Annotated in this window: 22 protein-coding genes, 1 pseudogene and 1 riboswitch; of the genes and pseudogenes, 12 read left to right on the plus strand and 11 right to left on the minus strand. The window is 43.8% G+C overall.

Features of this window, described 5'->3' with window-relative positions:
- Positions 1 to 198: 198 nt before the first annotated feature.
- From DRW41_RS01075 to DRW41_RS01085, 4 genes are all read left to right on the plus strand, one after another.
- Positions 199 to 1,818: a bifunctional metallophosphatase/5'-nucleotidase gene (locus DRW41_RS01075; RefSeq protein ID WP_115450114.1), complete on the plus strand. Its 1,620-nt coding sequence runs from the start codon at positions 199 to 201 to the stop codon at positions 1,816 to 1,818.
- Between the two features lie 364 nt (positions 1,819 to 2,182).
- Entirely contained in the window at positions 2,183 to 4,750 is a 2,568-nt protein-coding gene (locus DRW41_RS01080) for an OmpL47-type beta-barrel domain-containing protein (protein WP_115450115.1), read from the plus strand.
- A 250-nt stretch (positions 4,751 to 5,000) separates the two neighbouring features.
- Positions 5,001 to 5,222: a hypothetical protein gene (locus DRW41_RS22595; RefSeq protein WP_142752164.1), complete on the plus strand. Its 222-nt coding sequence runs from the start codon at positions 5,001 to 5,003 to the stop codon at positions 5,220 to 5,222.
- Positions 5,223 to 5,544: 322 nt separating this feature from the next.
- Positions 5,545 to 6,000 (plus strand): SRPBCC family protein, encoded by a 456-nt coding sequence (locus tag DRW41_RS01085; RefSeq protein ID WP_115450116.1) that lies wholly within the window; start codon positions 5,545 to 5,547, stop codon positions 5,998 to 6,000.
- Between the two features lie 78 nt (positions 6,001 to 6,078).
- Here DRW41_RS01085 and DRW41_RS01090 read toward each other — a convergent pair whose 3' ends face one another.
- The 9 genes and pseudogenes from DRW41_RS01090 to DRW41_RS01130 all read right to left on the minus strand — a co-directional run.
- On the minus strand, positions 6,079 to 6,741 hold the full coding sequence (locus DRW41_RS01090; RefSeq protein ID WP_115450117.1) for a DUF3995 domain-containing protein: 663 nt from the start codon (positions 6,739 to 6,741) through the stop codon (positions 6,079 to 6,081).
- Positions 6,742 to 6,757: 16 nt separating this feature from the next.
- Positions 6,758 to 7,864: a hypothetical protein gene (locus DRW41_RS01095; RefSeq protein WP_181884365.1), complete on the minus strand. Its 1,107-nt coding sequence runs from the start codon at positions 7,862 to 7,864 to the stop codon at positions 6,758 to 6,760.
- Positions 7,865 to 7,913: 49 nt separating this feature from the next.
- The gene (locus DRW41_RS01100; protein ID WP_115450119.1) at positions 7,914 to 9,269 is read right to left on the minus strand and encodes a HAMP domain-containing sensor histidine kinase; all 1,356 of its coding nucleotides are present in this window, start codon (positions 9,267 to 9,269) and stop codon (positions 7,914 to 7,916) included.
- Positions 9,266 to 9,940, minus strand: coding sequence for a response regulator transcription factor (locus tag DRW41_RS01105; protein ID WP_115450120.1), 675 nt, complete (start codon positions 9,938 to 9,940; stop codon positions 9,266 to 9,268). Before DRW41_RS01105 ends, DRW41_RS01100 begins: the two co-directional genes overlap by 4 nt.
- A gap of 251 nt (positions 9,941 to 10,191) precedes the next feature.
- On the minus strand, positions 10,192 to 11,061 hold the full coding sequence (locus DRW41_RS01110; RefSeq protein ID WP_115450121.1) for a hypothetical protein: 870 nt from the start codon (positions 11,059 to 11,061) through the stop codon (positions 10,192 to 10,194).
- Positions 11,062 to 11,354: 293 nt separating this feature from the next.
- Positions 11,355 to 12,137 carry an arylamine N-acetyltransferase family protein gene (locus DRW41_RS01115; protein WP_115450122.1) on the minus strand — a complete coding sequence of 261 codons (783 nt, stop codon included), beginning with the start codon at positions 12,135 to 12,137 and terminating at the stop codon, positions 11,355 to 11,357.
- Between the two features lie 111 nt (positions 12,138 to 12,248).
- The gene (locus DRW41_RS01120) at positions 12,249 to 13,505 is read right to left on the minus strand and encodes a homoserine dehydrogenase (protein WP_115450123.1); all 1,257 of its coding nucleotides are present in this window, start codon (positions 13,503 to 13,505) and stop codon (positions 12,249 to 12,251) included.
- A gap of 12 nt (positions 13,506 to 13,517) precedes the next feature.
- Positions 13,518 to 14,600 (minus strand): homoserine O-acetyltransferase MetX, encoded by a 1,083-nt coding sequence (gene metX, locus DRW41_RS01125; protein ID WP_115450124.1) that lies wholly within the window; start codon positions 14,598 to 14,600, stop codon positions 13,518 to 13,520.
- An 8-nt stretch (positions 14,601 to 14,608) separates the two neighbouring features.
- A pseudogene (locus DRW41_RS01130) lies at positions 14,609 to 15,922 on the minus strand (O-acetylhomoserine aminocarboxypropyltransferase/cysteine synthase family protein); the annotation flags it as partial.
- Positions 15,923 to 16,023: 101 nt separating this feature from the next.
- Positions 16,024 to 16,131, minus strand: a riboswitch (SAM riboswitch).
- A gap of 532 nt (positions 16,132 to 16,663) precedes the next feature.
- Here DRW41_RS01130 and DRW41_RS01135 point away from each other — a divergent pair.
- From DRW41_RS01135 to DRW41_RS01170, 7 genes are all read left to right on the plus strand, one after another.
- Positions 16,664 to 17,284: an SGNH/GDSL hydrolase family protein gene (locus tag DRW41_RS01135; protein WP_115450126.1), complete on the plus strand. Its 621-nt coding sequence runs from the start codon at positions 16,664 to 16,666 to the stop codon at positions 17,282 to 17,284.
- Positions 17,285 to 18,249: 965 nt separating this feature from the next.
- The gene (locus tag DRW41_RS01145; protein WP_115450128.1) at positions 18,250 to 18,471 is read left to right on the plus strand and encodes a hypothetical protein; all 222 of its coding nucleotides are present in this window, start codon (positions 18,250 to 18,252) and stop codon (positions 18,469 to 18,471) included.
- A 1-nt stretch (position 18,472) separates the two neighbouring features.
- Positions 18,473 to 19,090 carry a TorD/DmsD family molecular chaperone gene (locus tag DRW41_RS01150; RefSeq protein ID WP_115450129.1) on the plus strand — a complete coding sequence of 206 codons (618 nt, stop codon included), beginning with the start codon at positions 18,473 to 18,475 and terminating at the stop codon, positions 19,088 to 19,090.
- A complete protein-coding gene (locus DRW41_RS01155) occupies positions 19,084 to 21,285 on the plus strand; it encodes a molybdopterin-dependent oxidoreductase (RefSeq protein ID WP_115450130.1) in 2,202 nt (733 codons plus the stop codon). The genes DRW41_RS01150 and DRW41_RS01155 overlap by 7 nt, the downstream gene beginning before the upstream one ends.
- 15 nt (positions 21,286 to 21,300) lie before the next feature.
- Positions 21,301 to 21,864: a 4Fe-4S dicluster domain-containing protein gene (locus DRW41_RS01160; RefSeq protein ID WP_115450131.1), complete on the plus strand. Its 564-nt coding sequence runs from the start codon at positions 21,301 to 21,303 to the stop codon at positions 21,862 to 21,864.
- A gap of 2 nt (positions 21,865 to 21,866) precedes the next feature.
- Entirely contained in the window at positions 21,867 to 22,673 is an 807-nt protein-coding gene (locus DRW41_RS01165) for a dimethyl sulfoxide reductase anchor subunit family protein (RefSeq protein WP_115450132.1), read from the plus strand.
- Between the two features lie 26 nt (positions 22,674 to 22,699).
- Positions 22,700 to 23,797 (plus strand): 4Fe-4S binding protein, encoded by a 1,098-nt coding sequence (locus tag DRW41_RS01170; RefSeq protein WP_115450133.1) that lies wholly within the window; start codon positions 22,700 to 22,702, stop codon positions 23,795 to 23,797.
- Between the two features lie 20 nt (positions 23,798 to 23,817).
- Here DRW41_RS01170 and DRW41_RS01175 read toward each other — a convergent pair whose 3' ends face one another.
- A complete protein-coding gene (locus DRW41_RS01175) occupies positions 23,818 to 24,597 on the minus strand; it encodes a hypothetical protein (RefSeq protein WP_115450134.1) in 780 nt (259 codons plus the stop codon).
- A 288-nt stretch (positions 24,598 to 24,885) separates the two neighbouring features.
- Here DRW41_RS01175 and DRW41_RS01180 point away from each other — a divergent pair, with 288 nt between their 5' ends.
- Positions 24,886 to 25,365 (plus strand): DinB family protein, encoded by a 480-nt coding sequence (locus DRW41_RS01180; RefSeq protein ID WP_115450135.1) that lies wholly within the window; start codon positions 24,886 to 24,888, stop codon positions 25,363 to 25,365.
- A 125-nt stretch (positions 25,366 to 25,490) separates the two neighbouring features.
- On the opposite strand, the gene DRW41_RS01185 is transcribed toward DRW41_RS01180, so the two are convergent.
- Positions 25,491 to 26,372, minus strand: a complete 882-nt coding sequence (locus tag DRW41_RS01185) for a LysR family transcriptional regulator (protein WP_115450136.1) — start codon at positions 26,370 to 26,372, stop codon at positions 25,491 to 25,493.
- Between the last annotated feature and the right edge of the window lie 63 nt (positions 26,373 to 26,435).

Consider the following 26,435-nt stretch of genomic DNA (forward strand, 5'->3'; position numbering starts at 1 on the left):
AAAAATTCGGCAAATAAGAAGATAAATTATTTGTTTTAGTCAAAAAGACTTAGAGTTGAATAGCGTTAGCATGAGACCGAGTAATCATTTTTCTAATATAGTAATCCGCTTTACAAAACCTTAAGATTATCTTGTCAGACTCTTAACAAATCCTCCTTATAATCACACTGTATTTATTTTTAATAAGGGGGAAAATTCATGGCTTTTTTAAGCAACAAAGTAGTAGCTGCTTCTTTGTCAGTTAGTTTATTGATGACTGGGATGATTGGCAGCTCAGTTTCAGCTAAGGTTCCACCCGGTGTTGAGAAGAAAGAGAATGTAAAAGTACAAATATTGAGCGTGAACGACCTTCACGGCAAAATCAATGTAAGTGAACAGCTGAAAAATGATCCAAACACCTATGGAAACGCAGCTTTCCTTGCTACATATCTTCGCAAGCATGAAAAAACGAATGAAAACACGCTGATTGTACATTCCGGGGACATGGTTGGAGGAAGCCCGCCCGTATCGGCTCTCTATCAAGATGAACCTACCGTTGAAATCATGGAAACAATCGGATTTGATGTTGGAACGCTTGGCAACCACGAGTTTGATGAAGGTGTCGACGAGCTGCTTCGATTAACCAATGGCGGAGACCATCCGAATGGAACAGTTGACTATGACGGCATCGATTTTCCAATGGTAGCGGCCAACGTAGTTTATAAGGACAGCGGAGAACTGGTACTGCCGCCATACTATATTAAAAATGTAAAAGGGCAGAAGATTGGCTTCATCGGCGTTACGACTACCGAAACACCAAACATGGTCGTAGCAAAAGGAATCACCAATGTTGAATTCACAGATGAAGCAGAAGCGATCAACAAGTATGTCCCGGAACTAACCAAGCGTGGGGTGGAAGCGATTGTTATGCTGGCACACGTTCCTGGAAGCCAGGCCGGTGAATCTGCAACAGGGGATATTGCTGAGTTGGCCACAGAAATTAACGATAAGGTCGATGTAATTTTTGCTGCCCACAATCATCAAAAGGTTGATGCAACAGTAGACAATAAGCTGATTGTACAAGCCGGGGAATATGGAAAGGCCTTTGCTGATATCGATCTTGAAATTGATCCAGTGACAGGAGATATTGTTAAAAAAGAGGCCGAAATCGTGGATGTCATCCAACAGGGAGTCACTCCGGACCCTGAGGTTTCCGCCATTTTGGAAAAATACTCAACTGCGATCGCGCCTAAATTGAATGAAGTCATCGGGCAGGCAGCCAACTTTATGCAAGGCGGTTATATCACAAAAAATCATTTTGGCGACAACGCACTTGGGAATCTGATTGCCGACGGAATGAATGCTGCAGCGGGAAGTGACTTTGCCATGATGAATGGCGGCGGGATCCGTGCCAACCTGAATGCGGGAGAAATTACGTGGGAAGAATTGTACAATATCCAGCCATTTGGCAATACATTGGTTACAATCGAAGTACAGGGATCAGAAATGGATGAAATTGTGAATGCGCAAATTTCTTCCTACGGCCCAGATGCCTCCATTGGCGGCTTCCATTACAAATGGGATAGCGCAACCGGCAAAGTGACTGAAATCACCTTGGCTGATGGGGCTCCAATTGATCAGAACGCAATGTACACACTGACAGTCAACAACTACATGTATGATCATTACTCTGACAAATACAAGCTTCGTGCCTACGGCGAAAATCCTGTTCAGGGGCCGGAAGACCTGCAAGCAACTGTTGATTTTGTAAAGAGCTTCACATCTCCAATCACTTACGAAGCTGAAGGACGCATCATCAATATTTCAGCAGCGCAATAAATAGGGCTGATGGCTTTGCCACCTGGTTACGGCGTAACAGTTTATAACGGGAAAAATTTCTATGTATCCCAAAAAGCATTGAATCTGTCAAAATAATAGCTTGAAAAATTGTGCTTCCCAGATCATCTGGGGAAGCACTTTTTTTATTTACGACTTTAGTCAGTGGAGCTCGCGATAGCGAGCGTAACATAAAACACCTGCTATGCAGGGGCGCGTCGGAATTTCATAAAAAGAACGTTATTTTTATTTATAAAGAACTTCTTGTGTGCTACTTTTGGATAAATACGGTAAAATGGAGTGAGTACAATATTTTCAAGTGGGAGTGGGGAGAAAATTGATTTTTGTGGGAAATAGGAGAAATGTGTTGGCGAGGGTATCCGTGCTTCTTTTACTTTTTTCATTGCTGTCCCCGGTTTCAACAGGAATTGCTGCGAGTGATGTTACGCCTCCGAAGCTTACAAGTTTATCGCTTTCCGGGACAGAAGCTACAATGCGCGAATCAATCACCCTGAGCGCGGAATTGCTGGAAGAAGAGTCAGGGGTGGATGTTGCTTATGCATATTATTCTGGTCCAACCGGCGGTTCAAAGACTGTCTATTTAATTTACAATGATGAGACTGCAAATTATGATGGAACATTCGATGTTTCTACATATGATGATGCGGGCCAGTGGAAACTTTCATCCGTTTATTTAAAGGACAAACAGGGGAATGGATATCGGATTTATCATCGAGAGACTCCGTATCAAGGTTCAAACTATGAATATCGGAATCTATCCCAGTACAATATTGAAGTGTATGGCACCTTGGTCGATGATACCGCCCCGAGGCTAGGTGATTTTTCTATTTCCTCATCAAGCGCAAATGGCGGAGAGTCGATTACATTATCAGCGGATATTATTGAAGAAGGGTCTGGGGTTGAGTATGTTCACCTAAGCTATGTCCCCCCGGGTGGCGATAGTGAAAGCGGCAAACCGATTGAGCTGTCTTATAACGAGGAAACCGGAAAGTATGAAGGCAGTTTTTATGCTGATCCGTATGATCTTCCTGGAACTTGGTCGATTGGCACGATCCAAATGGGGGATAAGCTCTATAACCATTATACTTACCGGAATGGGGAGACACCGTATGATGGGGGTTACTACGAAGTAACTGATTTAAGTGCTTATAATATAGAAGTTGTAGGAACTGTAGGGGATACTACACCACCGCAATTGAATGGATTTTCCGTTTCACAAACAACAATTATCCAAGGGGAACAAGTACATCTGTCGGCGGACATTGTTGACGAACTGTCCGGGGTGGAGCAAGTTTTTGTTTATTATTCGACTCCTCTTGGCCGCTACGATACAAGAGATGTAGAGTTATTCTATAATCCTGGGACTTCCAGGTATGAAGGGGTATTGGCGATAAGCGAATCCGACCCAGCCGGCAGCTGGCCGCTCTATGGGATTGAAGTTGTTGATCAAAAAGGTAATTTCTTTATGTATTATAATAGTTTGGAAGGTTCCAAAGGCCGGACGTTTGAACACAGGGATATGTCTCATGCCAATATCCTTGTGAAGGCGCCGGATACCTCTGCACCTGAAACATCGATTGATGTCCAGGGCCAGGAAGGCGTTAACGGCTGGTATGGTTCGAGCGTGACTATTTCACTCACCGCTGCCGACAATGGTGCCGGTGTGGAAAAAACGCTTTACCGAATCAATGGAGGAGAATGGCTCGAATATGCCGGCACGTTTAGTCTTTCAACAGATGGTACAACGAATGTTGAATTTAAGAGCATTGACAATGCCGGCAATGAAGAAAGTGTAAATGCGAGGACAATCAAAATCGATACACTAAAACCAGTGACTGCAATCGGTGATATTCCTTCATATCCGGTAAAAGTAGATGTGCCGCTTTCCTTTTATGCTCTAGATGAAACGTCCGGCATTGCAAGGACGGAGTACAGAGTGAACGGAGGAAATTGGATCCAATATGTGTCTCCAACTTATGTAAGAACTGAAGGAACAAATACTGTGGAATATCGAAGTCTTGACATGGCGGGCAATGCCGAGGATGTAAAGAAAGTTGAGTTCATTATCGATAAAACTGCTCCTACGACTAGTTCTTCCGTCAAGGATGGCTGGACCAACGGTGATGCGGAAGTAAGCCTGACAGCTGCTGATACCATTTCCGGCGTGGCAAAAACCGAATACAGGCTAAATGGAGGAAGTTGGGCCGTTTACACGAGTCCAGTCATGATAAGCGGACAGGGCATAAATACCTTTGAGTACAGAAGTATTGACAAGGCTGGCAATGTTGAAGCGACAAAGCAGGTGGAGGTTAAAGTCGATAAAACAGCCCCGATGACCACTACTTCCTTCAAGGATGGCTGGTATAATAGCGATGCAACTTTAAGCCTTGTAAGAAGCGATTCCCATTCGGGGGTAGCCAAAACCGAATATAGGCTTAATGGCGGTGCGTGGGCAACATATACTGGCAGCATTGTTGTCCCTGCTGAAGGAATCAATACACTGGAGTACCGCAGTGTGGATTTTGCAGGCAATTGGGAAGACATCAAAACCGTGCAAGTGAAAATTGATAAAACCAGGCCATCTTTGAATGTTACGTTTAATCCGTCTGTCATTATTGGCAACACCGGCAAGCTTGTCTATGTGAAGGCTAATGTGGATGCGCGGGATGCCTTGTCCGGCATTGCTTCGTTCGAACTGGTGTCAATCACAAGCAGCCAGCCCGATGTCGTGAATGGTAAGAAAATACCTGAACCGGATATACAGGGTGCCGAATACGGAACTGCCGACACAGACTTTTATTTGCGGAATGAAATAAGCGGTTCGGACCGAGTCTATACCATTACGTATAAAGCGTTTGACAACGCCGGAAACACGACTGTAATTGCGTCAACTATTATGGTGAAAAAGAAATAAGTTAATATTTTTGCAGTGCAATAATAGCTTTTTTAAAGAAGAGTTTGCCCCTTTTCAGGCAAGCTCTTTTTGTATTCTCCTCGAAGTTCCCTCTCCCCGAATTCATTTTAGTGCATTTTATAAAAGAATCGCCCAAAATAGTAAGCTTTTAAAGGAGTTAACTTTTATTACTGGATAAAGGAAGTATAGTTTAAAAGACTACTAAACTAGAACGGAGGGATTGGAGGCGGATGAACCCAGCCTACTTTAATTGAATAAGAATCATCCTCAAAGAGAAAACTACAAAAAACTCTGGAGGAAAGTAATGAGAGACAAAATAGTAAAACATCAACATAACCATAATATAAGCGACGTTAAAAAGGAAGGGCGATTAGAGGTAAGCGAAATAGATTACGGTCTGGAAGCGGTTGAGAAAGGGACTGATTTCGCGGAAGGAGATCAAAATGACCTTCCATATTGTGGTGGTTTATAAAGGTTGGTGAAAAAGATTTTTAATATAAAAATAAAATGTTTCATCCCTGACCGCAAAAAAAGTCTTCAGTTGGGATTGAATACTGTTAAAGTTTATTGCTTAAATCGAGAGGCTGTTCCAAAAACATATTGGGAACAGCCTCTTTTTTTGTCAGCATTTTTAACACATTATTCTGTCCATGACCTCATATGAATTTAATTATGAAACGATAGGAACACGTATGAAATGGGGTTACTTGCCCGGTATTGCTGTCATGAAGGCAAAAGCAGTGACAGTGAAGAATAGGAAGCAGTAAAAATAATTCGAGAGAAGGAAAACACTCATGCCAAGCGGAGTTTACAGCATTGATTTGAATGTGCCGATAGAAAAAGTATGGAGTTTTGTTCGTTTCATTAATAATTGGGCGCCACTTGTCCCAGGGTATATCGAACATGAAATCATAAGCAATACAGAATCTACATGGGCTTTTCAAGGGGAATTCGGTTTTATAAAGAAAACAATTGAAATGAAAGTTGAGATTACAAGGTGGGAAGAGCCTGTCAGAGTCAACTTTGACCTAACAGGCCTTTCTGATAACTTTGCCGGAAACGGCTATTTTAAAGCGGAAAAGCTGAACGGCACTTCCACCCGAATGACCGGCTGCCTGAACATTACAGCATACGGAATAAAAGGGCCAATGGCCAACAGCATTTTAAAAAATTTTGTACCACAAACTACTGAAGAACTTACAACTGCCGTCGCGAATAAAATTTTGGAAATTCAAAATCCCAGCGCCTAATTTCAAGCTTGGTGGAGCTGAATTAAATCTTATATAGAATGAACCAAAGAATATTACCTGCGGCAGATTCTCACCCAGTTATGCGAGTTTAAGAATGATAGCGAATACGTAATATATCGATAATAGACAAACGAAAATTAAATAGGCCAACATGCTTCGTCTAAATACACGCAGTGAAATTCCGGAAGCGAGAGCGTAATGGGAAGCTGTTAATCCGGACAAAATGCCCATGATCAAAAACCATGGCTCATAAAACAAGAGGGACCATAACGCCAGACTATGGACATCAAGGGAAGTCCAATCTGTGAATTGAATGGTAATAATACCCGCCAGGTGTAGGGATTTTGTAATCATCCCACTGATTCCATGTACGATTAAAATAGCAGTACAAAAAAGGGTAGGGATTAGTATGAAAAGGGGGTGGATGTTTTTCCCTCCAATGAACGGCACCCGATTTGGGACAACTCTTCCCAATGGCTTCACAAGGGAAATTAAAATGAACCCACAGGCCATGATCAATACCCCGGCAACGTAACTTGCCATTTGCAATGCTTCGGGATTCTCATACTGTCCCGGAAGGCCTATCGTTCCGCCGGCAGCTTGATAAAATCGGACAAAAACGGCATACATGACTGCCCATAAGCACCCGATGTAAGCTGGCCATACTGCTTTCTTCGACCATTGTTCAAAGGCATTCAGACTATCGGTTTGAGTGTCCAAATTGTACATTTTTTCATTCATCATATATTCCTCCTTTTTAACCTCTTCCACAAGTGGAACATTGGCCGCGCCGGCGATAATAGTAGGCGATCGCGGCCAGCCCAAGAGCCACTCCCCATGGCACCCAAAAAATCATTGGCCCCATAGGTCCCCAGCCTTGACTGTGTAAACTATTTTCCATCGACGTGAGATGAAATGCCATTGCGAAAATGCCAGATGTAAAGACAAATCCTGCAGCTGTTATAGCTATGGCAACAATGGAGGCTGGAATGACCGCAAGCATGATGGGGACTCTTTTTCCGCCAATGAACGGGAACCAGCGCGGAAAAACTTCACCCCATTTTTGGATCAAACCGAGTGTAAGGATACCTCCGGTTATGCATAAGGAGCCAAAAACCAATTCCGTCACATGTGCCATCGGATTCGCGCTCGAGAACTCCTTAAGGAACTGCGGATCAACTCCTAAAGGAATATCGAGTGCCCACGCAAAGCGGGTTAACGCGTAAGGAATGGGAGCAAATACTGCAATCATAGTCAGCCATTTTCCCCACCGTACCAATGCGGGAACTTCTCCGCCATCGGTCCGCCCGCAAAATTTACATGCTTGGCGGGTTTCTCTTTGGTAAATAACAGCGGCCATCATCCAAAGCAGCGCGCCTATTATACAAAAAATTTGATTCAACATTTGCCAGTTAAACCCGAATTTAAATAAAAATGCATAAGCCATTGCGGAAATTAACATCGTATCAGGAATAAACAGGAGCAGCGCAACAGCAAATCCCCATAAATAGGCAATAGCAAAACGGCGATAAAAAACATTTAATTGCCGTTTTTGAATGGCATGGCCTAAAACAACGCTAAAAAGGCATAGAGTGGCAAAAACAATACCGCCAACTTTTGGATGAAGATGGGTAACCATGGCCGTGAACAATCCCATACCGTCATTTTTATACGGATATCCGGCGCCATCCAATAACCAATAGAGATGAATTGCCCCATACAGTACCGACCATAATATGGCTGCATGGCCAATCCATGAGGGCCAGCGGTTAACGATTGTTTTTGCTTCATAATTGAGTAGAGGCGATGTAAGTTTCAACGTAATCATCCTTTCTTTTTTAAAAACAAATAACCTCACTTTCATCCTAATCCGGAAAGGTTAAAATGAAGGTGAGGCTTCGTTTAAATTTTGTTTAATTCGGTAGCTTCTTTTTTTCGTACAGATAGATTTCCGTGCCCTTTGGGGAGCTTGTTATTTTCCAATCTACTTGCATTTCCTGAAGCATGAGCGACACGATGGAAAGGCCGATGCCAGCGCCTTTATTTTCTGTTGCAACCTCCATACCGGGTCCTTTGTCTTCAATCAAAATGGCTGATGTTCCTTCGTAATCCACGATTCGGACTCCGATATATAGTCCGGATTTAGCATGTCTTATGACATTTTGATAAAGATTGTCGAGAATGCGCATGAACCAATGCGGATCGATATTCCAGATTAATGCATTATCGGGCAGATCAATATTTACTTGAAAGCCCTCTTTTTCAAAAACCGGATACCATCCAGCCAATGATTCCCGAACGAACCGGATCATATCTGTTTCTTTTCTTTGCAAAGTGTATTTTCCGGCTGATAAAAGTGTGTAGGACAGGAGATTATCGAGCAACTGGCTTAATAGCTCCACCTTGCTTTCAATTAAATGAAGTGAATGTTTTCCATTGGACGATAAGAGTTCTTTTTGCAATGAATAGGCATGCCCGCGAATCGCTGTGAGAGGCGTCCGCAAGTCGTGGGATATGCTCGCAATCAGCTGTTTTCGCAGCGCTTCTTCCTCCTGTTCGTGTTTCCTGCTATTTATCAATTCATCAATCATATGATTAAACGCAGTGCCCAGCTGACTAATTTCGTCTGTTTTATTGACTGCTATTTTTTCAGGAATTCCATTATCCTTCGTTTCTGTCATTGCGGTTTGAAGAAGAACAAGCCGTTTGCGTATATTGAAGAAAAATAACCAAGAGATAAAAAGAAAAAGGCCAAATACGAGAAAAGCGTAGAGCGCCAAATATTTGTCGTCTAAAGGAGATAATGTTGGAAGCTCCGCAACGGAGGGAGGTATTTGGAAAACCATGAACCCGTTGCTCTTGTCACTGCCAATATAAGACATAAACGTAATCGGATCTTCATCGCTTTTATTCATAAACTCAATACTGTTTTCCAATGTCCATTGACCCGGAATATTTTTTTTGTCAGAAAGGATTAGTTGGGTTTTACCGGACCCGTCCACCCAGAACATCCAAGCGAGTGGATATTGTTCCTTTACTGTGCGGAGCTTCTGGTCTATCTTTTCTGGAGCGGCGCCATCCAGTTTAGCTGCTTCCCCATGCCACATTTTCTTTAATTTGTTTCTATCCATATACTCGGTTTTTTGTTGAAAGTCCTTGTCCAGAATATAGGACGGCAGTAAATAGGCAGGTAAAACAAACGGCCATATGATTAACGCCACAATAATGATCAGCAGATATTTTGCCAAGAGAGAATGCCTGAATTTCATTGCTTCACCCTATATCCGATTCCCCGGATGGTTTCAATGATTTGCGGGTCGCTCGGATTTTCTTCTATTTTTTCACGTAAGTGGCGAATATGGACCATCAACGTTTTATCCCCGGCCATATAGGGAGTTTCCCATATCGCTTCGAAAATTTGCTCTTTAGTAAGAATTTGGTTTGGATGCCGGAGCAAATAAGTGAAAATTTGAAACTGCTTTGCCGTCAGGATGATTTCATTATTCGATCTCGTATCGACAATGCGGTTTTGGTCTAAATAAATGCTAAGATGTGATAATTGAAGGTGCTGCACTGAAATCTTTCCAAACCGCCTTAACAGCACTTCCACTCGGGCCGCCAGTTCATCTGGATGAAATGGTTTCGTCACATAATCATCGGCGAAATGAAGGCCCTGCAATTTATCATCAATTGAGGTCCTGGCTGAAAGCATAAGAATAGGCGTTTCTGGATGTTCCTTCTTTAGCCTTTGGCCAATCGAGAATCCATCCAATCCAGGAAGCATGATATCAAGGATGGCCAAATCGATTCCCTCCATATAATTTGCCGCGCCATCACCCGAAGTAAGCCAGGTCACAAGGTAGCCCCGTCTAGTTAAATCCTCGCTGACCCAGGCGCCGATTTCCTTATCGTCTTCAATATACAAGAGTTTATTTTTCATGATTCCTACCTTTTGTTTAATTTTTATTGGGGATCAAGTTAACTTAATTTGTTCATTAAATAATGAAATTTTGATTTAGCCGAGATTTTTGTCGAAATAGTCTATAAGTATTCGATTCTACTCTATCATGGCATTTTCCTTCTTCTTTTAGAAAAGTGCCTGCCACGTAGTAGAGTCCTATTTGCTCTATTTATTTTTTGAACTACATATAGAAGCCCCGCATCCGAAGGGGGGCAGGGCAAGATCTTTCCTTATAAAATAATAACCGCTTCATCGGTTTCCAGAAACCGTTTTGCGCATTTAGGGAATACCGCGCCTGTTGCGCACCATTTCCAAAAGAAGTCATTATTGTTTTTGCCAATCGCGCCATTTAGCAGCAATCCTGGCAAAATACTCCCAGGAAGCCCTTTGGTGTGATAGGTCCTTCCATCTTCCAAGTCGTTTAGGACAAACACGCCTTCTATCACTGCCTGTACCTCAAACACGGTGTCGAAATAGAGGTCGAATGCCCGATGCTGTTTTTGGTACGCTTCAAAATCATCTTGAAAACTGAAATCGGGATCATGGATATGTGGGAAATGGAGGAGAATAAGGGCATTTATTGCGGTTTCCCCGATTTTTATATCGGACTTATAAATTTCGATATATTCCTTCACAATAGGGAACCAGTCCGTTCCCGCCTTGCGGTCAAGCCAGTGGACAAAGGTTTGAAGTTCTGAAAGAAGTTTTTCAGTTTCACGCCCGGTTTTTGATATCGGAATTCTGCTTGAGAGATGGGTCGTGAGGAATTCTTCCCAGAAGAGCGGGGTACATGCCTTCCAGGAAGGGGGGCATAAATCTTCAAGATAATCAGTGAGATAATTTGAGAAGTGGAAGAGAAATTCATTCCGGATGGGGTCTTTCGGCTTGCCGATTTTGTAGGCAATAAGATCGTCTCCATAAAAGAGGGCAATCGCGCGGTTTCTCATTTTAAATGCGGAACCGATTTGGAGTTTTTTAAGGAATTTTTCGCGTGTTTCGGTCTCGGTTAGGGGGATGGCAAATTGGTGGACCTGCAATTTTTCGCAGCAATGTTCCGCGGCTAATCTGCTTCCGCAGCTGCATAACGGCCTTTTTCTCATACTGTTTTTCAACCTGCTTTCCAAAGGGATTTTAGCCTGAAGGTGGGGAGAGGAATTGTGGAGTACGTGGCAAGTCCATTATACCAGTAAAACACTAAATTCTGGAAGATGATTTTAGTGTGACACTTGGCGGTTTTGTGACAATGAACCATATCCACATACGAAGTAATAGTGGTATTAACTCTGCCCGGAACCCAAATAGCTCTGAAAAGAGATTTTGGCCCAGGTGCCGGAGACCTGGGCTTTTATAAAAATGAAACTATTCGACAAATTTCTAGGTGTACCAGCTACCGTTATAGCATAAATCCAAATACATCCTTGGCCAATTTTTTAAATTGGTCCGCATTGATTTCTTCTTTTTCCATCCTTCCATCAGTCCATATTGTGGCCGAATTCCCCGCCAATGTGATGCTTCCTTTATCGGTTAGCCTGGTGATTAACAGCCGTTTATTGAAACCGGAAGCTGGGTGGCTGGCAATAATCTGCTGGATTTCGTTTAAGTCAGGTAGATTGGTGACTGTATCCATGGAATTAAAGGCATAGCCCTTTTTCCACTCTTTATCCTTATGCTTTAGCTTCATGTACAAGCAATAATCCCCATGTTCACTTGCTTCTTTTTGAACCTTAAATTCGCCGTTTCTTGATGAAACGGTGTCTCCGTCCAGTGGGACGGGTTTTAGAGGAATGTTGATGCCAAACCCGGTATCCACAAGGTATTGCCGGCGGTTATCCCGAAGGAGGATGGCTACATGTGTTTTTCCAGTTTCGCTCCACTTCTGCTGCGCTTGGTTAAAAACAACCCCTCGGATTAACCTGGCATCAAAGCCGTTGTCCAAAAGGAACAAATAGAGGAGGGAATTGAGGTCATAACAAAGGCCGCCCTCATTCCGGTCGAGTATCTTTTCCTTCAGCGATTCCTCCGTAAATTCAGTCGTACTGCCATTCATAATGCGTACATTTTCAAAGGGAAGCGTCAGCGCGGCCTTTTCAAGTATCGTATCCAGGTTATTAAAGTCTATTGGTTCATCCCTAGGAAACCCAATTCTTTTGCGGAACATTTTATTCATCGCAGTCATCTGACGCACCTCCATACAGCACTTAGTATAATAGGAAAAAGAGGGCGGCGCGAATGCGAAGCCCTCTTTTTAATCGATCGATCCTCATTAACAGCCTCATGGCAAGTAAGGTTATATGCCTTTTGGGGAGGCAACCTTTCTTTCCGGGCGTGTTTCGCTAAGAAGAATATTTTTGAAAAATTCCTTGTTCATTTGTCCATAAAGCTGGTAAATGTTTAATCCCGGGTATACTTCAAGCAGCCTTTCAATATCCTTTTCTTTCGCATTTACAAAAAGGGCCTCCTTCACCCGTCCGGCCACTTCAATGGAATCAGGAAGGAATACGTGCGTTTGGTTGGTTAAAACAACCCAATCATGATGGAGGTCTTTTTTAAAACGAACATTTTTTTCCTGTTCATAATAACAGCCATGGTTGACATTAAGCTGTATCAGATCTTCGACAATGGCGCTTGCTGTTGGAAACTTTCCGGCGCCTGGCCCTTGCAGTGTGATGTTTCCAACGATATCCGCGTCGATTGAAACGGCGTTTTGGACGCCCTCGACGGAGTACAACGGGTGGGATGGGCCAACAAGGACAGGTTTAACGGAGCAGCTTAGCCCTCGCACCCCTTTTTCAAGCGAGATCACATGCTTTACGCGGAGCCCCCATTCTGAAAATAAGCCGATTTCGGAGTTGGAGACCGATGAGATGCCTTTCCTCCTTACTGTTTGCCATTCGGGTTGTTCCCCAAACGCGATTTGGCTTAACACCATCGCTTTATAAAAAGCGTCGTATCCTTCAATATCATTGGTAGGGTCTTCTTCGGCATATCCTTTCTCTTGTGCTGCTTGAAGTGCCTCTTGGAATGCAACGCCATCCTCCCGCATTTTGGTCAGAATATAATTGGAGGTCCCGTTGACGATTCCTTCAATCCGTTCGATTTTATTCACATTCAATAGGGTCCTCAGCGTTTGGATTGCCGGTATTCCTCCGGCGACAGTCGCTTCAAATCCGCAGGCAACATTTTTTTGTGAGGCAAGTTCAAGCAGTTCATTTCCATGGTAAGCAAACATTTCCTTATTCGCGGTAATGATGTGGCAGCCTCTTTCGATTGATTTCTTCAAATACGAGAAACCTGGTTCCCTGCCCACGATTGCTTCAATGACTACATCAAGCTTTGGCAGGTTTAAAATGTCTTCGAAATTTGATGTAAGTAGGATGTCATCTTCTGGGAGAGTGTGTTTTTCAATGTTTCTCACTAGAATGCCTGCTACCTTAACATTTTTGCCGAGGATTGCTCTTAGCCTTGATTGATGGGCTTTTATTGTTTCGTAAACTCCTTTGCCGACTGTGCCAAAGCCCAATAGGGCCACATGGATGTCCGCCACATGATCTCCTCCTTAGATTGACAGGGCAGCCTGCGGGATTCCTCCCCATTTTGAAAACTCGGCAAGGAACCCATCGTGCCCAAAATCAGTGCTCACTTCAACATAATCCGCTTCTTTCCCTGCCTCTTGGAGGGCTTCCGCAATTTCTTTCACCTTTTCGGGAGGATACAGCAGATCGCCTGTATAGCCTAACAGCACGGTTTTGGCGGATATCCGCCCGATCGCATTTTTCCAACCCTGCCTGCCCCTGCCTATGTCATGGGAGTCCATCGCCCCGAGCAGGTACAAATAGCTGTTGGCATCAAAACGTGCAGAAAGCTTTTGGCCCTGGTATTTCAAATAGGATTCTACCTGAAAGGTATCCCCGTCCTTAAGTTCCCTATTAAATCTCTTATTGAACAGCTCGCCCGTCCGGTAGGTGACCATTCCGACCATCCTCGCGATTTCCAACCCCGAAATCTGTGTGCCATCTGAATAAAAGCCGCCATTCCAGGCAGGGTCCCGCATGATCGCATTTCTTCCGATTGCGTTAAAAGCAATTCCGTAATCGCTGAGGGAAGGGGTGACTGCCATGGGAATGATCAGCTCCGCGAAATCAGGGTAGGCGGTGGCCAATTCAAGCACCTGCATACCGCCAAGCGACCCTCCGATTGCCGCTTTGATTTTGTCGATGCCAAGTTTCCGGAGCGCCAAAACTTGCGAATCGACAATGTCCCGGATTGTTATTTTTGGAAAATCGTACTGATATGGCTGATTTGTCAAAGGGTTCAGGCTGGTCGGGCCGGTTGATCCCGAACAGCCTCCGAGTACATTGACTGTTATGACTTCGTATTTGTTTGTATCAATATACATTCCTGGGCCGATCAGGCCATGCCACCAGCCGGGCTGATTTTGCGTGCCGACTGTATACTGGTTGCCTGTAAGGGCATGGCAGACAAGAATTGTGGGACCGCCTATTTTTCCCGCCCGCTCGAATGCGAGTTCCAAGTCAGGGAGGACCTCGCCTGATTCAAGCTGTAGGTCTCCAACGTGTATCTTTCCGTATTCCGGAGGTGGCGCCGGTTCAACACTTATTGATAAATCCTCGGCTTTCATTGCTGAAGCTGCTCTTCAGGCCTTGCTGATTTACCGGTAGCCTGAAAGAATGCCTGGTCTAGATCGTCTTTTAAATCCTTGAGCGATTCAAGCCCGACGGAAAGCCTAATCAGTTCCTCTGTCACGCCGCTTTTAACAAGGTCTTCTTTACTCAATTGCTGATGTGTTGTGGAAGCAGGGTGGATGATCAGTGATTTTGCATCGCCGACATTCGCAACATGCGACCACAAATTGATGTTGTCGATTACTTTTTTACCAGCGTCACGGCCGCCTTTTATGCCAAAAACAATAATCGATCCAAAACCGCCGCCAAGGTATTTTTTCGCAAGCTCATGGCTTGGGTGATTCTCAAGCCCTGGGTAGGAAACCCAATCGACGGCTGGATGGTTTTTCAAGTATTGGGCAATTTCAAGTGCATTCTCATTATGCTTTTGAATCCTCAAGTGCAGTGTCTCGAGTCCCTGAAGCAAAAGGAATGCGCTGTGGGGGCTTAACGATGAGCCAAAGTCCCTCAATAGCTGGACGCGAAGTTTAATGATAAATGCGAGCTGTCCGACATCCTGGGCAAAGCGAATGCCGTTATAGCTTGCGTCAGGCTGGGTGAAGCCTGGAAACCTCTCACTGTTCCAATCGAACCTGCCTGCATCCACGACAAGGCCGCCGATCGTTGTCCCGTGCCCTCCAATCCATTTTGTCGCTGAATGGACAACGATATCCGCGCCCCATTCGATTGGCCTGCATGCGTACGGAGAAGCAAATGTATTGTCGATGATGAGTGGAATGCCATTTTCATGGGCGATTTTTGCCACTGCTTCGACATCGAATACATTCAGGCTTGGGTTGCCAATGATTTCGCCAAACACAGCCTTTGTTTTAGGTGTGAGGGCTTCGCGGAAGTTTTCAGGATTCGTCGAGTCGACAAAACGGACTTTGATGCCGAACTTCGGGAGGGTAACGGCGAATAAGTTGTATGTCCCGCCGTACAGGTTTGCCGCGGCAACAATTTCATCGCCAGCCTCCGCGATGTTCATGATTGTCAGGGCAATCGCGGCCATGCCGGATGAAACGGCGAGCGCGGCCGCGCCACCTTCCAGAAGGGCAATCCTTTTTTCCAAAACATCGGTTGTCGGGTTCATGATCCGGGTGTAAATATTTCCGGACTCAGCGAGCGAGAAAAGGTTTTGGGCATGGTCGGTGCTTTCAAAAACATAAGAAGTGGTCTGGTAAATAGGTACTGCGCGGGATCCGGTTACGGGATCGGGGGTTTGCCCGCCATGCAATAATAGTGTTTCAAGGCCGAAGTTTTCATTTTGATTTGTCATTTTGTCTTTCCCTCCAAATGGTAGTTCCTAAATGATTTGGGCAGTTAATGGGATTCTTCTAAAAATAAAAACCCCCTCTCCATAAGAAGAGGGGGTTCCTCCTCTTATCTTCCAGGCAAAATGCCTGCAGGAATTAGCACCTTTTCAAGCTTTCGCCTGAAGGTTGCCGGACTTCATAGGGCCTGACCCTCCGTCACTCTGGATAAGAGATTGCATATAAAGTTTTTAAATTCATGTCATTTTAACTGCCGTGTGTTATAGAGGATTATAAGTGAGGGGAATCTCAAAAGTCAACCGAAAATTCAAAATTTTTTCTTTTTTTATTTTAAGAAGAATGGGTTATAGCCGTTCCAGCTCAGGGGCCGATTCGTGAATGAACTGAGTGAGAGGGGGAGTTAATTTGCAAAATTTACTTTGCTATTGGCTCGGTTAATATCTCCAACAAGATTCCTTAGAAACTCCCCAATTACTTATTCAACTACACAGAAAAAGGTGCGAAACCTTGTCCTCAAAAGGATATGGTTTCGGACCTTTTTAATTTACATCAGATTGAGACTGTTTTACAGAAGGCCCCCTCAGTGAAACTTCCAGTCCGGATCGTAACTTTTGTGTTTTACCGAAATCCCCCCAACGAAAGTCATTTGCAATTGGGAGGAAAGGGGGGAAAATAGTAAACTAGTATTATTGGGTCTTTGGAAAATGTTACGATAGTTTTGTCAATTCAATAGTTGGAGGCGGAATATGAAACAGCGAATCGTTTTTATTGGCGACAGCATTACGTTTTCGGGAAAAACTGAAACCGATCCCATCGGTACTGGCTATGTGCGTTTGCTTCACGATTACTTGAAGGTAACTTATCCGGAACGCAGCCTGGATATTTTTAATAAAGGCATAAGTGGAAACCGTGTGAACAACCTAGCCGCGCGTTGGGAGCAGGACGTCCTAACATTGCTGCCAGATTTAGTGTCGATTTCAATCGGTATCAATGATGTGTGGCGGCAGCTTGATTCTCCGGAAATGGAACAAATTTACCCGGAGCAGTTTGAAGAAATTTATGAAACGATCCTTGCCGATTTGAAGCTGAAAACAAACGCAGCCATCGTTTTAATGGAACCTACAGTGATTGAGGAAGATATCGAGAGTGAAGGGAACAGGAAGCTCATCCCGTATGTTGAGATTGTACATAAATTGGCTGCCCGCCATGGCGCGACACTTGTGCCCACCCATCAGGCGTTTATCGGCTATTTGAAAAAGGGCGGCGTCCATCCCTTGACAACTGATGGCGTCCATATGAACAGCATGGGGGATATGCTTATGGCTAAGACGTGGATACAGGCGGTTGGGGGATTATTCAACTCCTGAACTAAAAATGCGTTTGAATAGTGCGAGGTCATCCTTCTTTCCGTTTCGGAAAGGAGGAGACAATTATAATATGTATTGGTTAACGGTCCTTTTTGTGAAAAAAGGGCCGTTTTTTCTTTTCGGAAATCAATTTTAAGGGGAACCAGGGATTTCTGGGTTATTTTAGCGAAAATTACCCAGATACACACCATCATAAAACACCCAAATGAACGCTTTTTAAGAGAGTGGGGAATATATCCAGGACATTCGGACAGATATCGAGGATTTTTAAAATATATCCAGGATTTTCGAATGGATATCCATGAATTCAGGTATATTACCAGATCTGTCACAATTCATCCGTTTTATGGAATGTGTTTTCCTGAAAAACGGACAGCAAGCCCCGCTGCCATCAAATCCCCGCCCGGATCCAGGTGAATAATCCGCGTCCCAATCATTTTTAAATATGAACAAAAAGACCAAATTGTTTCATAAAACCTTCACTCTTTCGACATAGATTCCTTCTAAAAAATGTGGGTTTCTCTACTATACTCGTTATATAAGAATAACACTGTAATAATCGTGAGAAATGGGATATTTATCAAATTTTTGCGGTGGAAGGAGAATGTTACGGACTAGACAAACGTATGTTAACTACCGCATGTTTACTGGCGGATAGGGCAAATGGGTTTAAACATATAGACGAGGATAATGAAAATCTGATGATATGAATGAACCAAAAAGATAAATCTTTAGATGATCCTTTTCCCTTAGGTAGTGATTTTTAGAGAGTTATCGTTTATTATGCCAATAGCCATTTTTAAAGAGGTATTTGTATAAGCTATTGTGAAATATTTCACAAAAAAACAAATCTCTTAATGACCATTTTTACGCCATGAGAGTGAAAAGTCTGTTTACACTTTTACTTTTGCTCAATCTTGAACAAGATGCTATTTAAGTAAGAAGCTGAAGGGAGTGAATGAAATATGAAATATATTTTATTCCTGATTGTGATGTCCGTTACACTGCTGGGTTGTGAGCAACAAGCAGACAACAGTATGAAAGATAAAATTAATTTCGTTCCAAACGAGGAGTATGTTGGCGACCCATCCCCGGAAGTAAACAAGGAAGTGAAATTAACGGACGAAGAAAAAGCCGATTTTGAGAAGCTGCAAAAGGAAATCCAAGCGGAAAAAGAGGCCGAATGATATGGCTGCCATAAAAGAAACAGTGATGACATTAGAAGAACGGTTGTTATATTATCAGTTGTTTTGCCATTACTATCAAGGAGATATGCTCCATTTTGGCTCAGCTGAGTGGAAACAACTTGGAAACATTTTAAGAGAATACAAGCTTGCAAGGATAAATGGCGAAGCGGGCAAGGCGATACAATGCCTTGAAGAAGCCGATGCTGATGCCATCCAAATGTTTGAATACGACTATAACCGTTTATTTGTTGGCCCGACAAAATTGCTGGCGTCTCCGTATGAATCGAGTTACCGAAACTTCGAGGGAACTGTTTTGCAGCAGGAAACATTGATGGTACGCAACTTTTACTATCATGCCGGACTTCAGGTAGCCGAAGAAGGGCAGATGCCAGATGACCACATCCAATTTGAATTGGAGCTGATTCTGCATCTCTTAAATGAACGCGATGACCAACTTTATAAGTTATTTTTGGAAAAGCATCTTCTGCAATGGGCTTTCGAACACTGCGCGGGGATTATCAAAAATAGCAGTAATCCTCTCACCCGTACGATGGGCATTTTATTAAAAGAATTTTTGCGTTCCGAAAAAAAGATGATCGAAGGTGAAGATAGATGTTGACTGAAAACTTTTCCCGCAGGACGTTTTTAAAAGGTTCCGCGGCCCTAAGTTCTTTGTTGGGCCTTGGAGCAATTGGGAATCAAGCGGTTCGGGGGCTTGTCCCAACCGCCAAAGCAAAAACGACAGGCAACAAACAGCAATTTTACAATGCCTGCCCGCGAAATTGTTATGATACATGTTCAATTGTGACTACAGTCGAAGACGGAAGAATTACGTTTATAACAGGCAATGAAAACAACAAGTATACGAAAGGGCGCCTGTGTGTAAAAGGGAATACGTATCCACGTGTTGTGTACTCACCGGACCGGATTAAATACCCAATGAGGCAAAAGGGGCGGGGTTCGGGCAATTGGGAACGGATTAGCTGGGATGAGGCGTATACGATTATTGCGCAGAAAATTCTCGAGATTAAAAAGGAGTACGGGAGCACGCTGCCAATATGCCTGAATAAGTATTCCGGAAACTTTAACATTCTCAACTATGCAACAGAAGGCATGCTATCGAGTATCGGTTATACAACAAGAGCCCAGGGCACACCATGCGACCCGGCCGGTTCGGACGCGCAAACATTTGATATGGGAGCAGCCTATAACAACGACCCTGAACAATTCCTAGATGCCGACTATATCATCCTTTGGGGAGCAAATCCGGCCTGGACGTCCGCACATTCAATGTACTTTATCGAGCAGGCGAAGGAAAAGGGGACTAAGCTTGTCGTTATCGATCCGCTCATTACCCAAACGGCTTCGAAGGCGGATGAGTATATCCAGATTAATACTAGTACGGATGGCGCGTTTGCACTTGGGATGATTCGGTATATTATCGATCATCAACTTTACAATGAAACGTGGGTTCGTAATCATTCCATTGGATTTAATGAATTTGTCTCGTATGTAAAAAAGAATATTACTGTTGAATGGGCCTCCGAAAAAACAGGCGTGCCAAAACCAGTGATTGAGCGGATTGCCCGTGAATATGCGACAGCGAAACCGGCGAATATTTGGATTGGCTTCGGCATGCAGCGCCATACAAATGGCGGTTCAATGGTCCGGGCGATTGATGCTCTTGCTGCAATGACTGGCAATGTTGGAAAAAGAGGCGGCGGCGTTAACTATATCGGCGGAGAAACATGGGGCTTTAACTACCACACGATGGGCTTCGGGGTGCCTGAGGGAACAAAGGGCGAAGCTGACCGTTATGTAAACATGAACAACTTTGGCGCGCAGGTTCTCGATGCCAATGACCCGCCAATCAAAATGATGTGGATTGCCTGCCGGAACCCGATCGCCCAGGATCCTGAGCCAAATGTCGTCAAAAAGGCATTCGAGAAAATGGATTTGATTGTAACCGCTGATTTGTATATGAACCAAACGGTTGAGCTTTCCGATATTGTTCTTCCTGTCACAACACCGTTTGAGACGGTAGGAGTTAATGTCAGCTACTGGCATTACTGGATGAATGCGAATGAGCAGGCGATTAAACCGCTTTATGAAACAAAGAGTGACCTCGAAATTGCCATGGGCCTCTCGAAGAAATTAAATGAGCTCGCACCGGGCTCCTGCACATTCCCAGTTTCCGGCTCGCTTGAAGAGTGGGTCGAAAAGGAATTTAACGATGGCATCAGGGAGTTGTTTGGCGTTAAAAGCTGGGACGATCTGCGCAAAAACGGTGGAACCGTGAAGGCGAAGGATAAGGTGACGGTCGCTTGGAATGACTTAAAATTCAGGACCCCATCCGGGAAGTATGAGTTTTATTCGAAAAAAGCAGCTGAATATGGCCATCATCCGCTTCCGGTATTTGTCGAGGAATATAAAGCTCCTGAAAATTATCCAATTCGCTCTATTTCCCCGCACTGGAAGCTAGGCATTCATAGCCAATTCCAGCATATTGACTGGCTTGATGCCATCCACAGCCATCCGGTTGTCGAAATGCATCCTGATTTGGCGAAGAAGCATGGGATTAAAAACAATGATTTGGTTCATGTGAAAAATGAGGCTGGGTATTTGACACTTCCGGCCAAATTAACGAAAACAGTTCCATCTGATACGGTCGTCATGTATGAGGGCTGGTGGAAAGATGTGAATTATACGGAAAACTTCAATGTGAAGGCAATCCCATCGGATATGGGCGACTATAGCAAAGGACAGCGCGGAATCGCCTTCCATGATAACTTTGTCAAAATCGAAAAAGCGTAAGGAGGAGGGGAGCCAATGGCCAAAAGATTAGGTTTTTTAGTCAATATTGATCGTTGTATCGGCTGCCACGCCTGTGAAATTTCTTGTAAAAGCTTTTATCAGCTTGAACCGCAGATGAGAAGGAGAACGGTAAGGGAGCTGCCTGAGGACCTGGTCGGTTCTCCCGTCCGTGCATTTGTATCGACAGCATGCAACCATTGTGATGAGCCTGCCTGTAAAGCAGCTTGTCCGGTTGGCGCTTATACAAAGCGCGAGGAGGATGGCATTGTTGTCCATAACCAGGAGCTTTGCATCGGCTGCCAAATGTGCGGAAAGGCATGTCCATATGGCGTACCGCAATACAATCCCGTTAAAAAGAAAATGGACAAGTGCAGCATGTGCTATGACCGGCTTGATGTAGGTGAATCTCCGATTTGCGTTTCAAAATGCCCGATGGAGGCAATTGAAATCGTCGATTACAATGAAGTCCAGCCGGCAGGTGCGGTAAGCGTGGTTCCGACATTTGCAGATCCGTCCATTACACATCCAACCACACAATTTATTTTGCCAAAACCGGGCAAGCAGTTTAGGAGGGCCTAACGATGCATGATCTTCCACTTGTCATCTTCACTGTAATTTCGCAGCTTCTTTTAGGCGGGTTTGTGGCTTTTTGGTGGCTTGAACGAACAAAAGGCGGCATTTCGAAACATACAGGGCTGCTGATTTTGCTTTCGCTCCTTGTTCTAGGGGGCATTTCACTTTTGGTATCGATGCTCCATTTAGGCCAGCCGCTGCATGCGTACCGTGCGATCTTGAATTTCGGCGTCTCCTGGTTGAGCAGAGAGATTGTGTTTTACGGAGCCTTCCTTGGATTCATCCTCCTTTACACATGGTTTTGGTACAAAGAGGATGCCGCAAAGAGGGACATAATCGGATGGATTGGTTCCGTTATTGGAGTCATCGCAATCTTTTCATCGGCAAAAATTTATATGATTCCGGCGATTCCAGCTTGGGATAGTGCAAATACATTGTTTGCCTTCTTTTTAACAGCGCTTTTGCTTGGACCATTGTATGTGGCCGCTTGTTTAGCAATCAGAAGGGAGAAGGCGGTCAATATTTCACGCCTTTCAATTCCAGCGCTAGTCGCGGCAGCCATTGTCGGGGTTGTCTATTTTTCCACCTTGCTCGCAGGTCTGCCTGAAGCTGTGGAAACAGCGAAATTAACATTCATGCATGCCTTCTTCTGGGTGAGGGTCGTAACATTCATTGCAGCCTCGGCGCTAATGGTTTTATCGTATAAAATTAGCAAATTTCGGAATGTGAAAATCTATTCGGCCGCTTTCGCAGTCCTTCTGGCCAGTGAATGTTTGGGCAGGTTTTTATTTTATGAAACAGCGATCCATTTGTAAGTAGAACAAGAGAGGGGGGGAAGGAAATGAATCTATTAACCTGGGTAAATGTCATCGATAAAAAAATGACAGGATTGAGTGTGGAGGCGAATCTTTGTACGAAATTGATTTCTCCAAAAAGCACCTGTACGGGCTGTGTCGATCATTGTCCCAAAAATAGCATTTCCTTCGCAAATAAGGATATTGTTATCGCTGACAGCTGTGTGGATTGCGGCCTTTGCGGGACGGTATGCCCAACAGGCGCCATAACAATGAACCAGCCCCCTCTCACCCAATTTGTTCAAGAAGCCATCCATAAAAGCGAGCGGCATGAAAAAGTGTATCTCCATTGTGAACGGACGATAGTTTCAAAAAGCCATGCAACAATGGTTGCGGTGCCATGCCTCGGAATGATTCCAAAAGAAGCATGGGTAACATTATTGAATAAATGTAAAAATCTATCGATCTATCAGCCTGAACAGGCATGTGGTGACTGTGAAATCAGCACGGGAGAAGAATTGTGGAGAAGGGAACTTAAAGCCGGGGAAGCGATTAGTTGCCAAAGGATGAGTATTTCCTCCAAAATAAGCGGTTGTAAGGAAAGCGTCAACTATAATGTTGAACGAAGAGATTTTCTTTCTGCTGTCTTTAAGGAAATGAAATCAACAAATAAACTGGCAATCAAAGAAATGCTGTGCGGCTCTAACAAAGTTCCAACGTACCAAGAGAAACAACAAGGGGACTCCCTGTCAAAACTAAAAAAAGAATGGAACGAAGTAGGCAGTCAGCTTGTTGAAAAAATGACAAATGAATCCGTATATCCATATATGAATAAGCGATCACTCTTTTTGGCGGAATTACAGGAAAATGAAACGCTGCTTTATCAAGAGGACATTCGTTTGCCACAAATAAACGAAGATTGCCATTTCTGCGGTGCATGTGCGATTCTTTGTCCGACGGAAGCCTTGGCAATGAAAACTGAACACGGCCAGCAAACAATTACAGTACAACCGTATAAATGCGTGGACTGCTCTTTATGTGAACAAATTTGCTACACAAAGAACATCCAATTACAACGAGCCCAAAACCTAACACTTCTGGAAAATGAAATTACATTAGTAGAGAAGCACGGGCAGGGCTTATAAACAAAGCTATCTCAATCAGATCACGGTCTGCTCAAATCAGGTTGAGTGACTTTGTTTGGGCGAAAGCCGGAAAGGAAGTCACTCAAATTCGGTTGAGTGACTTTATTTGAGCAAAAGCCGGAAAGGAAGTCACTCAAATCCCGTTGAGTGACTTTGTTTGAGCAAAAGCCGGAAAGGAAGTCACTCAAATTCGGTTGAGTGACTTTGTTTGAGCAAAAGCCGGAAAGGAAGTCACTCAAATCCCGTTGAGTGACTTTGTTTGGGCAAAAGCCGGAAAGGAAGTCACTCAAATCCCTTTGAGTGACTTTGTTTGGGCAAATTTCTGAAAGGAAGTCACTCAAATCCCGTTGAGTGACTTTATTTGAGCAAAAGCCGGAAAGGAAGTCACTCAAATCCCGTTGAGTGACTTTGTTTGAGCAAAAGCCGGAAAGGAAGTCACTCAAATTCCGTTGAGTGACTTTGTTTGAGCAAAAGCCGGAAAGGAAGTCACTCAAATCCCGTTGAGTGACTTTGTTTGGGCAAAAGCCGGAAAGGAAGTCACTCAAATCCCTTTGAGTGACTTTGTTTGGGCAAATTTCTGAAAGGAAGTCACTCAAATCCCGTTGAGTGACTTTATTTGAGCAAAAGCCGGAAAGGAAGTCATTCCAATCCCGTTGAGTGACATTGTTTGGGCAAATTTCTGAAAGGAAGTCACTCAAATCCCGTTGAGTGACTTTGTTTGAGCAAAAGCCGGAAAGGAAGTCACTCAAATCCCGTTGAGTGACTTTGTTTGGGCAAAATTCGAAAAGGAAGTCACTCAAATACTGTTGAGTAACAAAGATTGGGCAAAATCCTGAAAAAAAGTGTCGCGCAAGTTCCGTTAAGCGACAAAGATTCCCCAGAAATCCCGAAAATGTGCCGCATTCGCTCTTCTAATTCATAATTAATAGATAGGAGATCCGCCGCTCGTTTTCACAAGAGCATGCAAGCGGCGTTCCATTCCAGTAAGGTATCCATATTCGTCTTTCCCTGATACCGAGCCAAAAAAATGAAAATAAAAAGTAATTATGCTAATAATAGGTTTTATACAGTTTAAGAGGAGTGAGTTTATGTACAGAACAGTAAATGACTTTTTGGCTGAGTGGTCCCGTGCAGCAAGTGGAACGATCAGCGTATTGGAGTCTTTAACAGATGAAAAATTAAACCAGTCGATTGTGGAAGGCCATAGTTCACTTGGATGGTTAGGCTGGCATTTGGCAGCGAGCATTCCGTTCTTTGCCGGGCAGGTAGGCCTGAATGTATCGTTTCCAGGGGATGTAAAATCAGTTCCGGACAAAGCAAGCGAGATTGTGGATGCATATAAAAAGGCATCCGAGGAATTGAAAAAAGAAGTGGAAACCAACCTAACCGACGAGAAAATTGTTGAAGCAGTTGAGTCACTTGGCCAGTTAATGCCAAGAGGTGCTACACTAAGACTGTTTATCGACCATCAGACCCACCATCGCGGGCAAATGACCGTACTTCTTCGTCAAGCAGGATTGAAAGTTCCTGGCATCATGGGTCCAACTGTAGAAGATCAAATGAAGTAAGTACATAAAAGGCTGTCCCATTAAATTCGCAATCCGGCGATTTTTGGGACAGCCTTTATATTTGCAAATGCGGCTATTTTCACATTGGTGCGTTTTAATGTCTGCGCCAAACCCAATTACAATTTTCACATCTTCTCATTTACGATTTCCCAAAAATGATGGGCTGCTTTTGAGATTGGTTCATCTTTTAACTTTACAAAGACTGGTTCAACACTAAAATCCAGTTGTTCTAGTTCGAAAAGCATGGTGTGCCCTAAAAAAGGAGATACATAATCCATTCTGGGAATAATCGATAAGCCCAAGCCTCTGCTTACTAGTGAGACAACCATTGAAATATCTTTCGACTCAATCATAACATTTGGCTTAAGGCCTCTTTGATCAAAAGCGTTAAGGATGTTTTCAGTGAAGGAATATCCTTCCATCGCACCTAACAATATCAACGGGTATTGGACAATTTCCTCCAATGAGGCGCGTTCTGAAAAGGACGACGACCAACCAGATGGGACAATCACGGCGGCTGGCTGCTTTTTAAGTGTTTTCATACTATACTTTTCACTTTTTCCAGACCGTAGCAGCAACGCGATATCGATTTGCCTCTGTTCCAGTTTTGTTAGTAATTCCTCCGAATTGCCTGTAATAATTGTGATTTTCACATTTGGAAACTGCGCTCTGAGCGAGCCGATATAGTCGATGGCCATATTCGAACATGCAGACGAAACACCTAATCGCACGGTTCCAGCTGTACCTTGTTCAATTTCTTGGATTCGCTGTTTCACATCTTCCATTTGAATCAACATTTGCTCTGCATATTGATATAAAAGTTTCCCCGTTTCAGTAAGCTCCCATTTCTGGCGATACCGCTGGATCAGCGTGGTTCCCAGCTCCGTTTCAAGCTTTTTCAGCAATTGGCTCAGCGGCGGCTGCGCCATATGCAGCACCTCTGCAGCTTTTGAAATACTTCCCTGCGTTACTATTTCCTTAAAGTAATATAGATGCCGAATATCCATTTCACAACCCCGTTATATCCTTCTTAATATGACTGGTTTATTAAATATATATTATTAATATGT

The organism is Neobacillus piezotolerans, from assembly GCF_003362805.1.
In the GTDB taxonomy this organism is placed as follows: Bacteria; Bacillota; Bacilli; order Bacillales; family Cytobacillaceae; genus Bacillus_D; species Bacillus_D piezotolerans.

Excerpts from the sequence above, each read along its gene's own strand:
- DRW41_RS01095 (WP_181884365.1), bottom strand. The coding sequence starts at position 7,864 with ATGAAAGTGAGGTTATTTGTTTTTAAAAAAGAAAGGATGATTACGTTG.
- DRW41_RS01110 (WP_115450121.1), bottom strand. The coding sequence starts at position 11,061 with ATGAGAAAAAGGCCGTTATGCAGCTGCGGAAGCAGATTAGCCGCGGAA.
- DRW41_RS01185 (WP_115450136.1), bottom strand. The coding sequence starts at position 26,372 with ATGGATATTCGGCATCTATATTACTTTAAGGAAATAGTAACGCAGGGA.
- DRW41_RS01150 (WP_115450129.1), top strand. The coding sequence starts at position 18,473 with ATGGCTGCCATAAAAGAAACAGTGATGACATTAGAAGAACGGTTGTTA.
- DRW41_RS01135 (WP_115450126.1), top strand. The coding sequence starts at position 16,664 with ATGAAACAGCGAATCGTTTTTATTGGCGACAGCATTACGTTTTCGGGA.
- DRW41_RS01180 (WP_115450135.1), top strand. The coding sequence starts at position 24,886 with ATGTACAGAACAGTAAATGACTTTTTGGCTGAGTGGTCCCGTGCAGCA.
- metX (WP_115450124.1), bottom strand. The coding sequence starts at position 14,600 with ATGAAAGCCGAGGATTTATCAATAAGTGTTGAACCGGCGCCACCTCCG.
- DRW41_RS01115 (WP_115450122.1), bottom strand. The coding sequence starts at position 12,137 with ATGACTGCGATGAATAAAATGTTCCGCAAAAGAATTGGGTTTCCTAGG.
- DRW41_RS01085 (WP_115450116.1), top strand. The coding sequence starts at position 5,545 with ATGCCAAGCGGAGTTTACAGCATTGATTTGAATGTGCCGATAGAAAAA.
- DRW41_RS01170 (WP_115450133.1), top strand. The coding sequence starts at position 22,700 with ATGAATCTATTAACCTGGGTAAATGTCATCGATAAAAAAATGACAGGA.
- DRW41_RS01105 (WP_115450120.1), bottom strand. The coding sequence starts at position 9,940 with ATGAAAAATAAACTCTTGTATATTGAAGACGATAAGGAAATCGGCGCC.
- DRW41_RS01145 (WP_115450128.1), top strand. The coding sequence starts at position 18,250 with ATGAAATATATTTTATTCCTGATTGTGATGTCCGTTACACTGCTGGGT.
- DRW41_RS01090 (WP_115450117.1), bottom strand. The coding sequence starts at position 6,741 with ATGAATGAAAAAATGTACAATTTGGACACTCAAACCGATAGTCTGAAT.
- DRW41_RS01165 (WP_115450132.1), top strand. The coding sequence starts at position 21,867 with ATGCATGATCTTCCACTTGTCATCTTCACTGTAATTTCGCAGCTTCTT.
- DRW41_RS01075 (WP_115450114.1), top strand. The coding sequence starts at position 199 with ATGGCTTTTTTAAGCAACAAAGTAGTAGCTGCTTCTTTGTCAGTTAGT.
- DRW41_RS01100 (WP_115450119.1), bottom strand. The coding sequence starts at position 9,269 with ATGAAATTCAGGCATTCTCTCTTGGCAAAATATCTGCTGATCATTATT.
- DRW41_RS01155 (WP_115450130.1), top strand. The coding sequence starts at position 19,084 with ATGTTGACTGAAAACTTTTCCCGCAGGACGTTTTTAAAAGGTTCCGCG.
- DRW41_RS01160 (WP_115450131.1), top strand. The coding sequence starts at position 21,301 with ATGGCCAAAAGATTAGGTTTTTTAGTCAATATTGATCGTTGTATCGGC.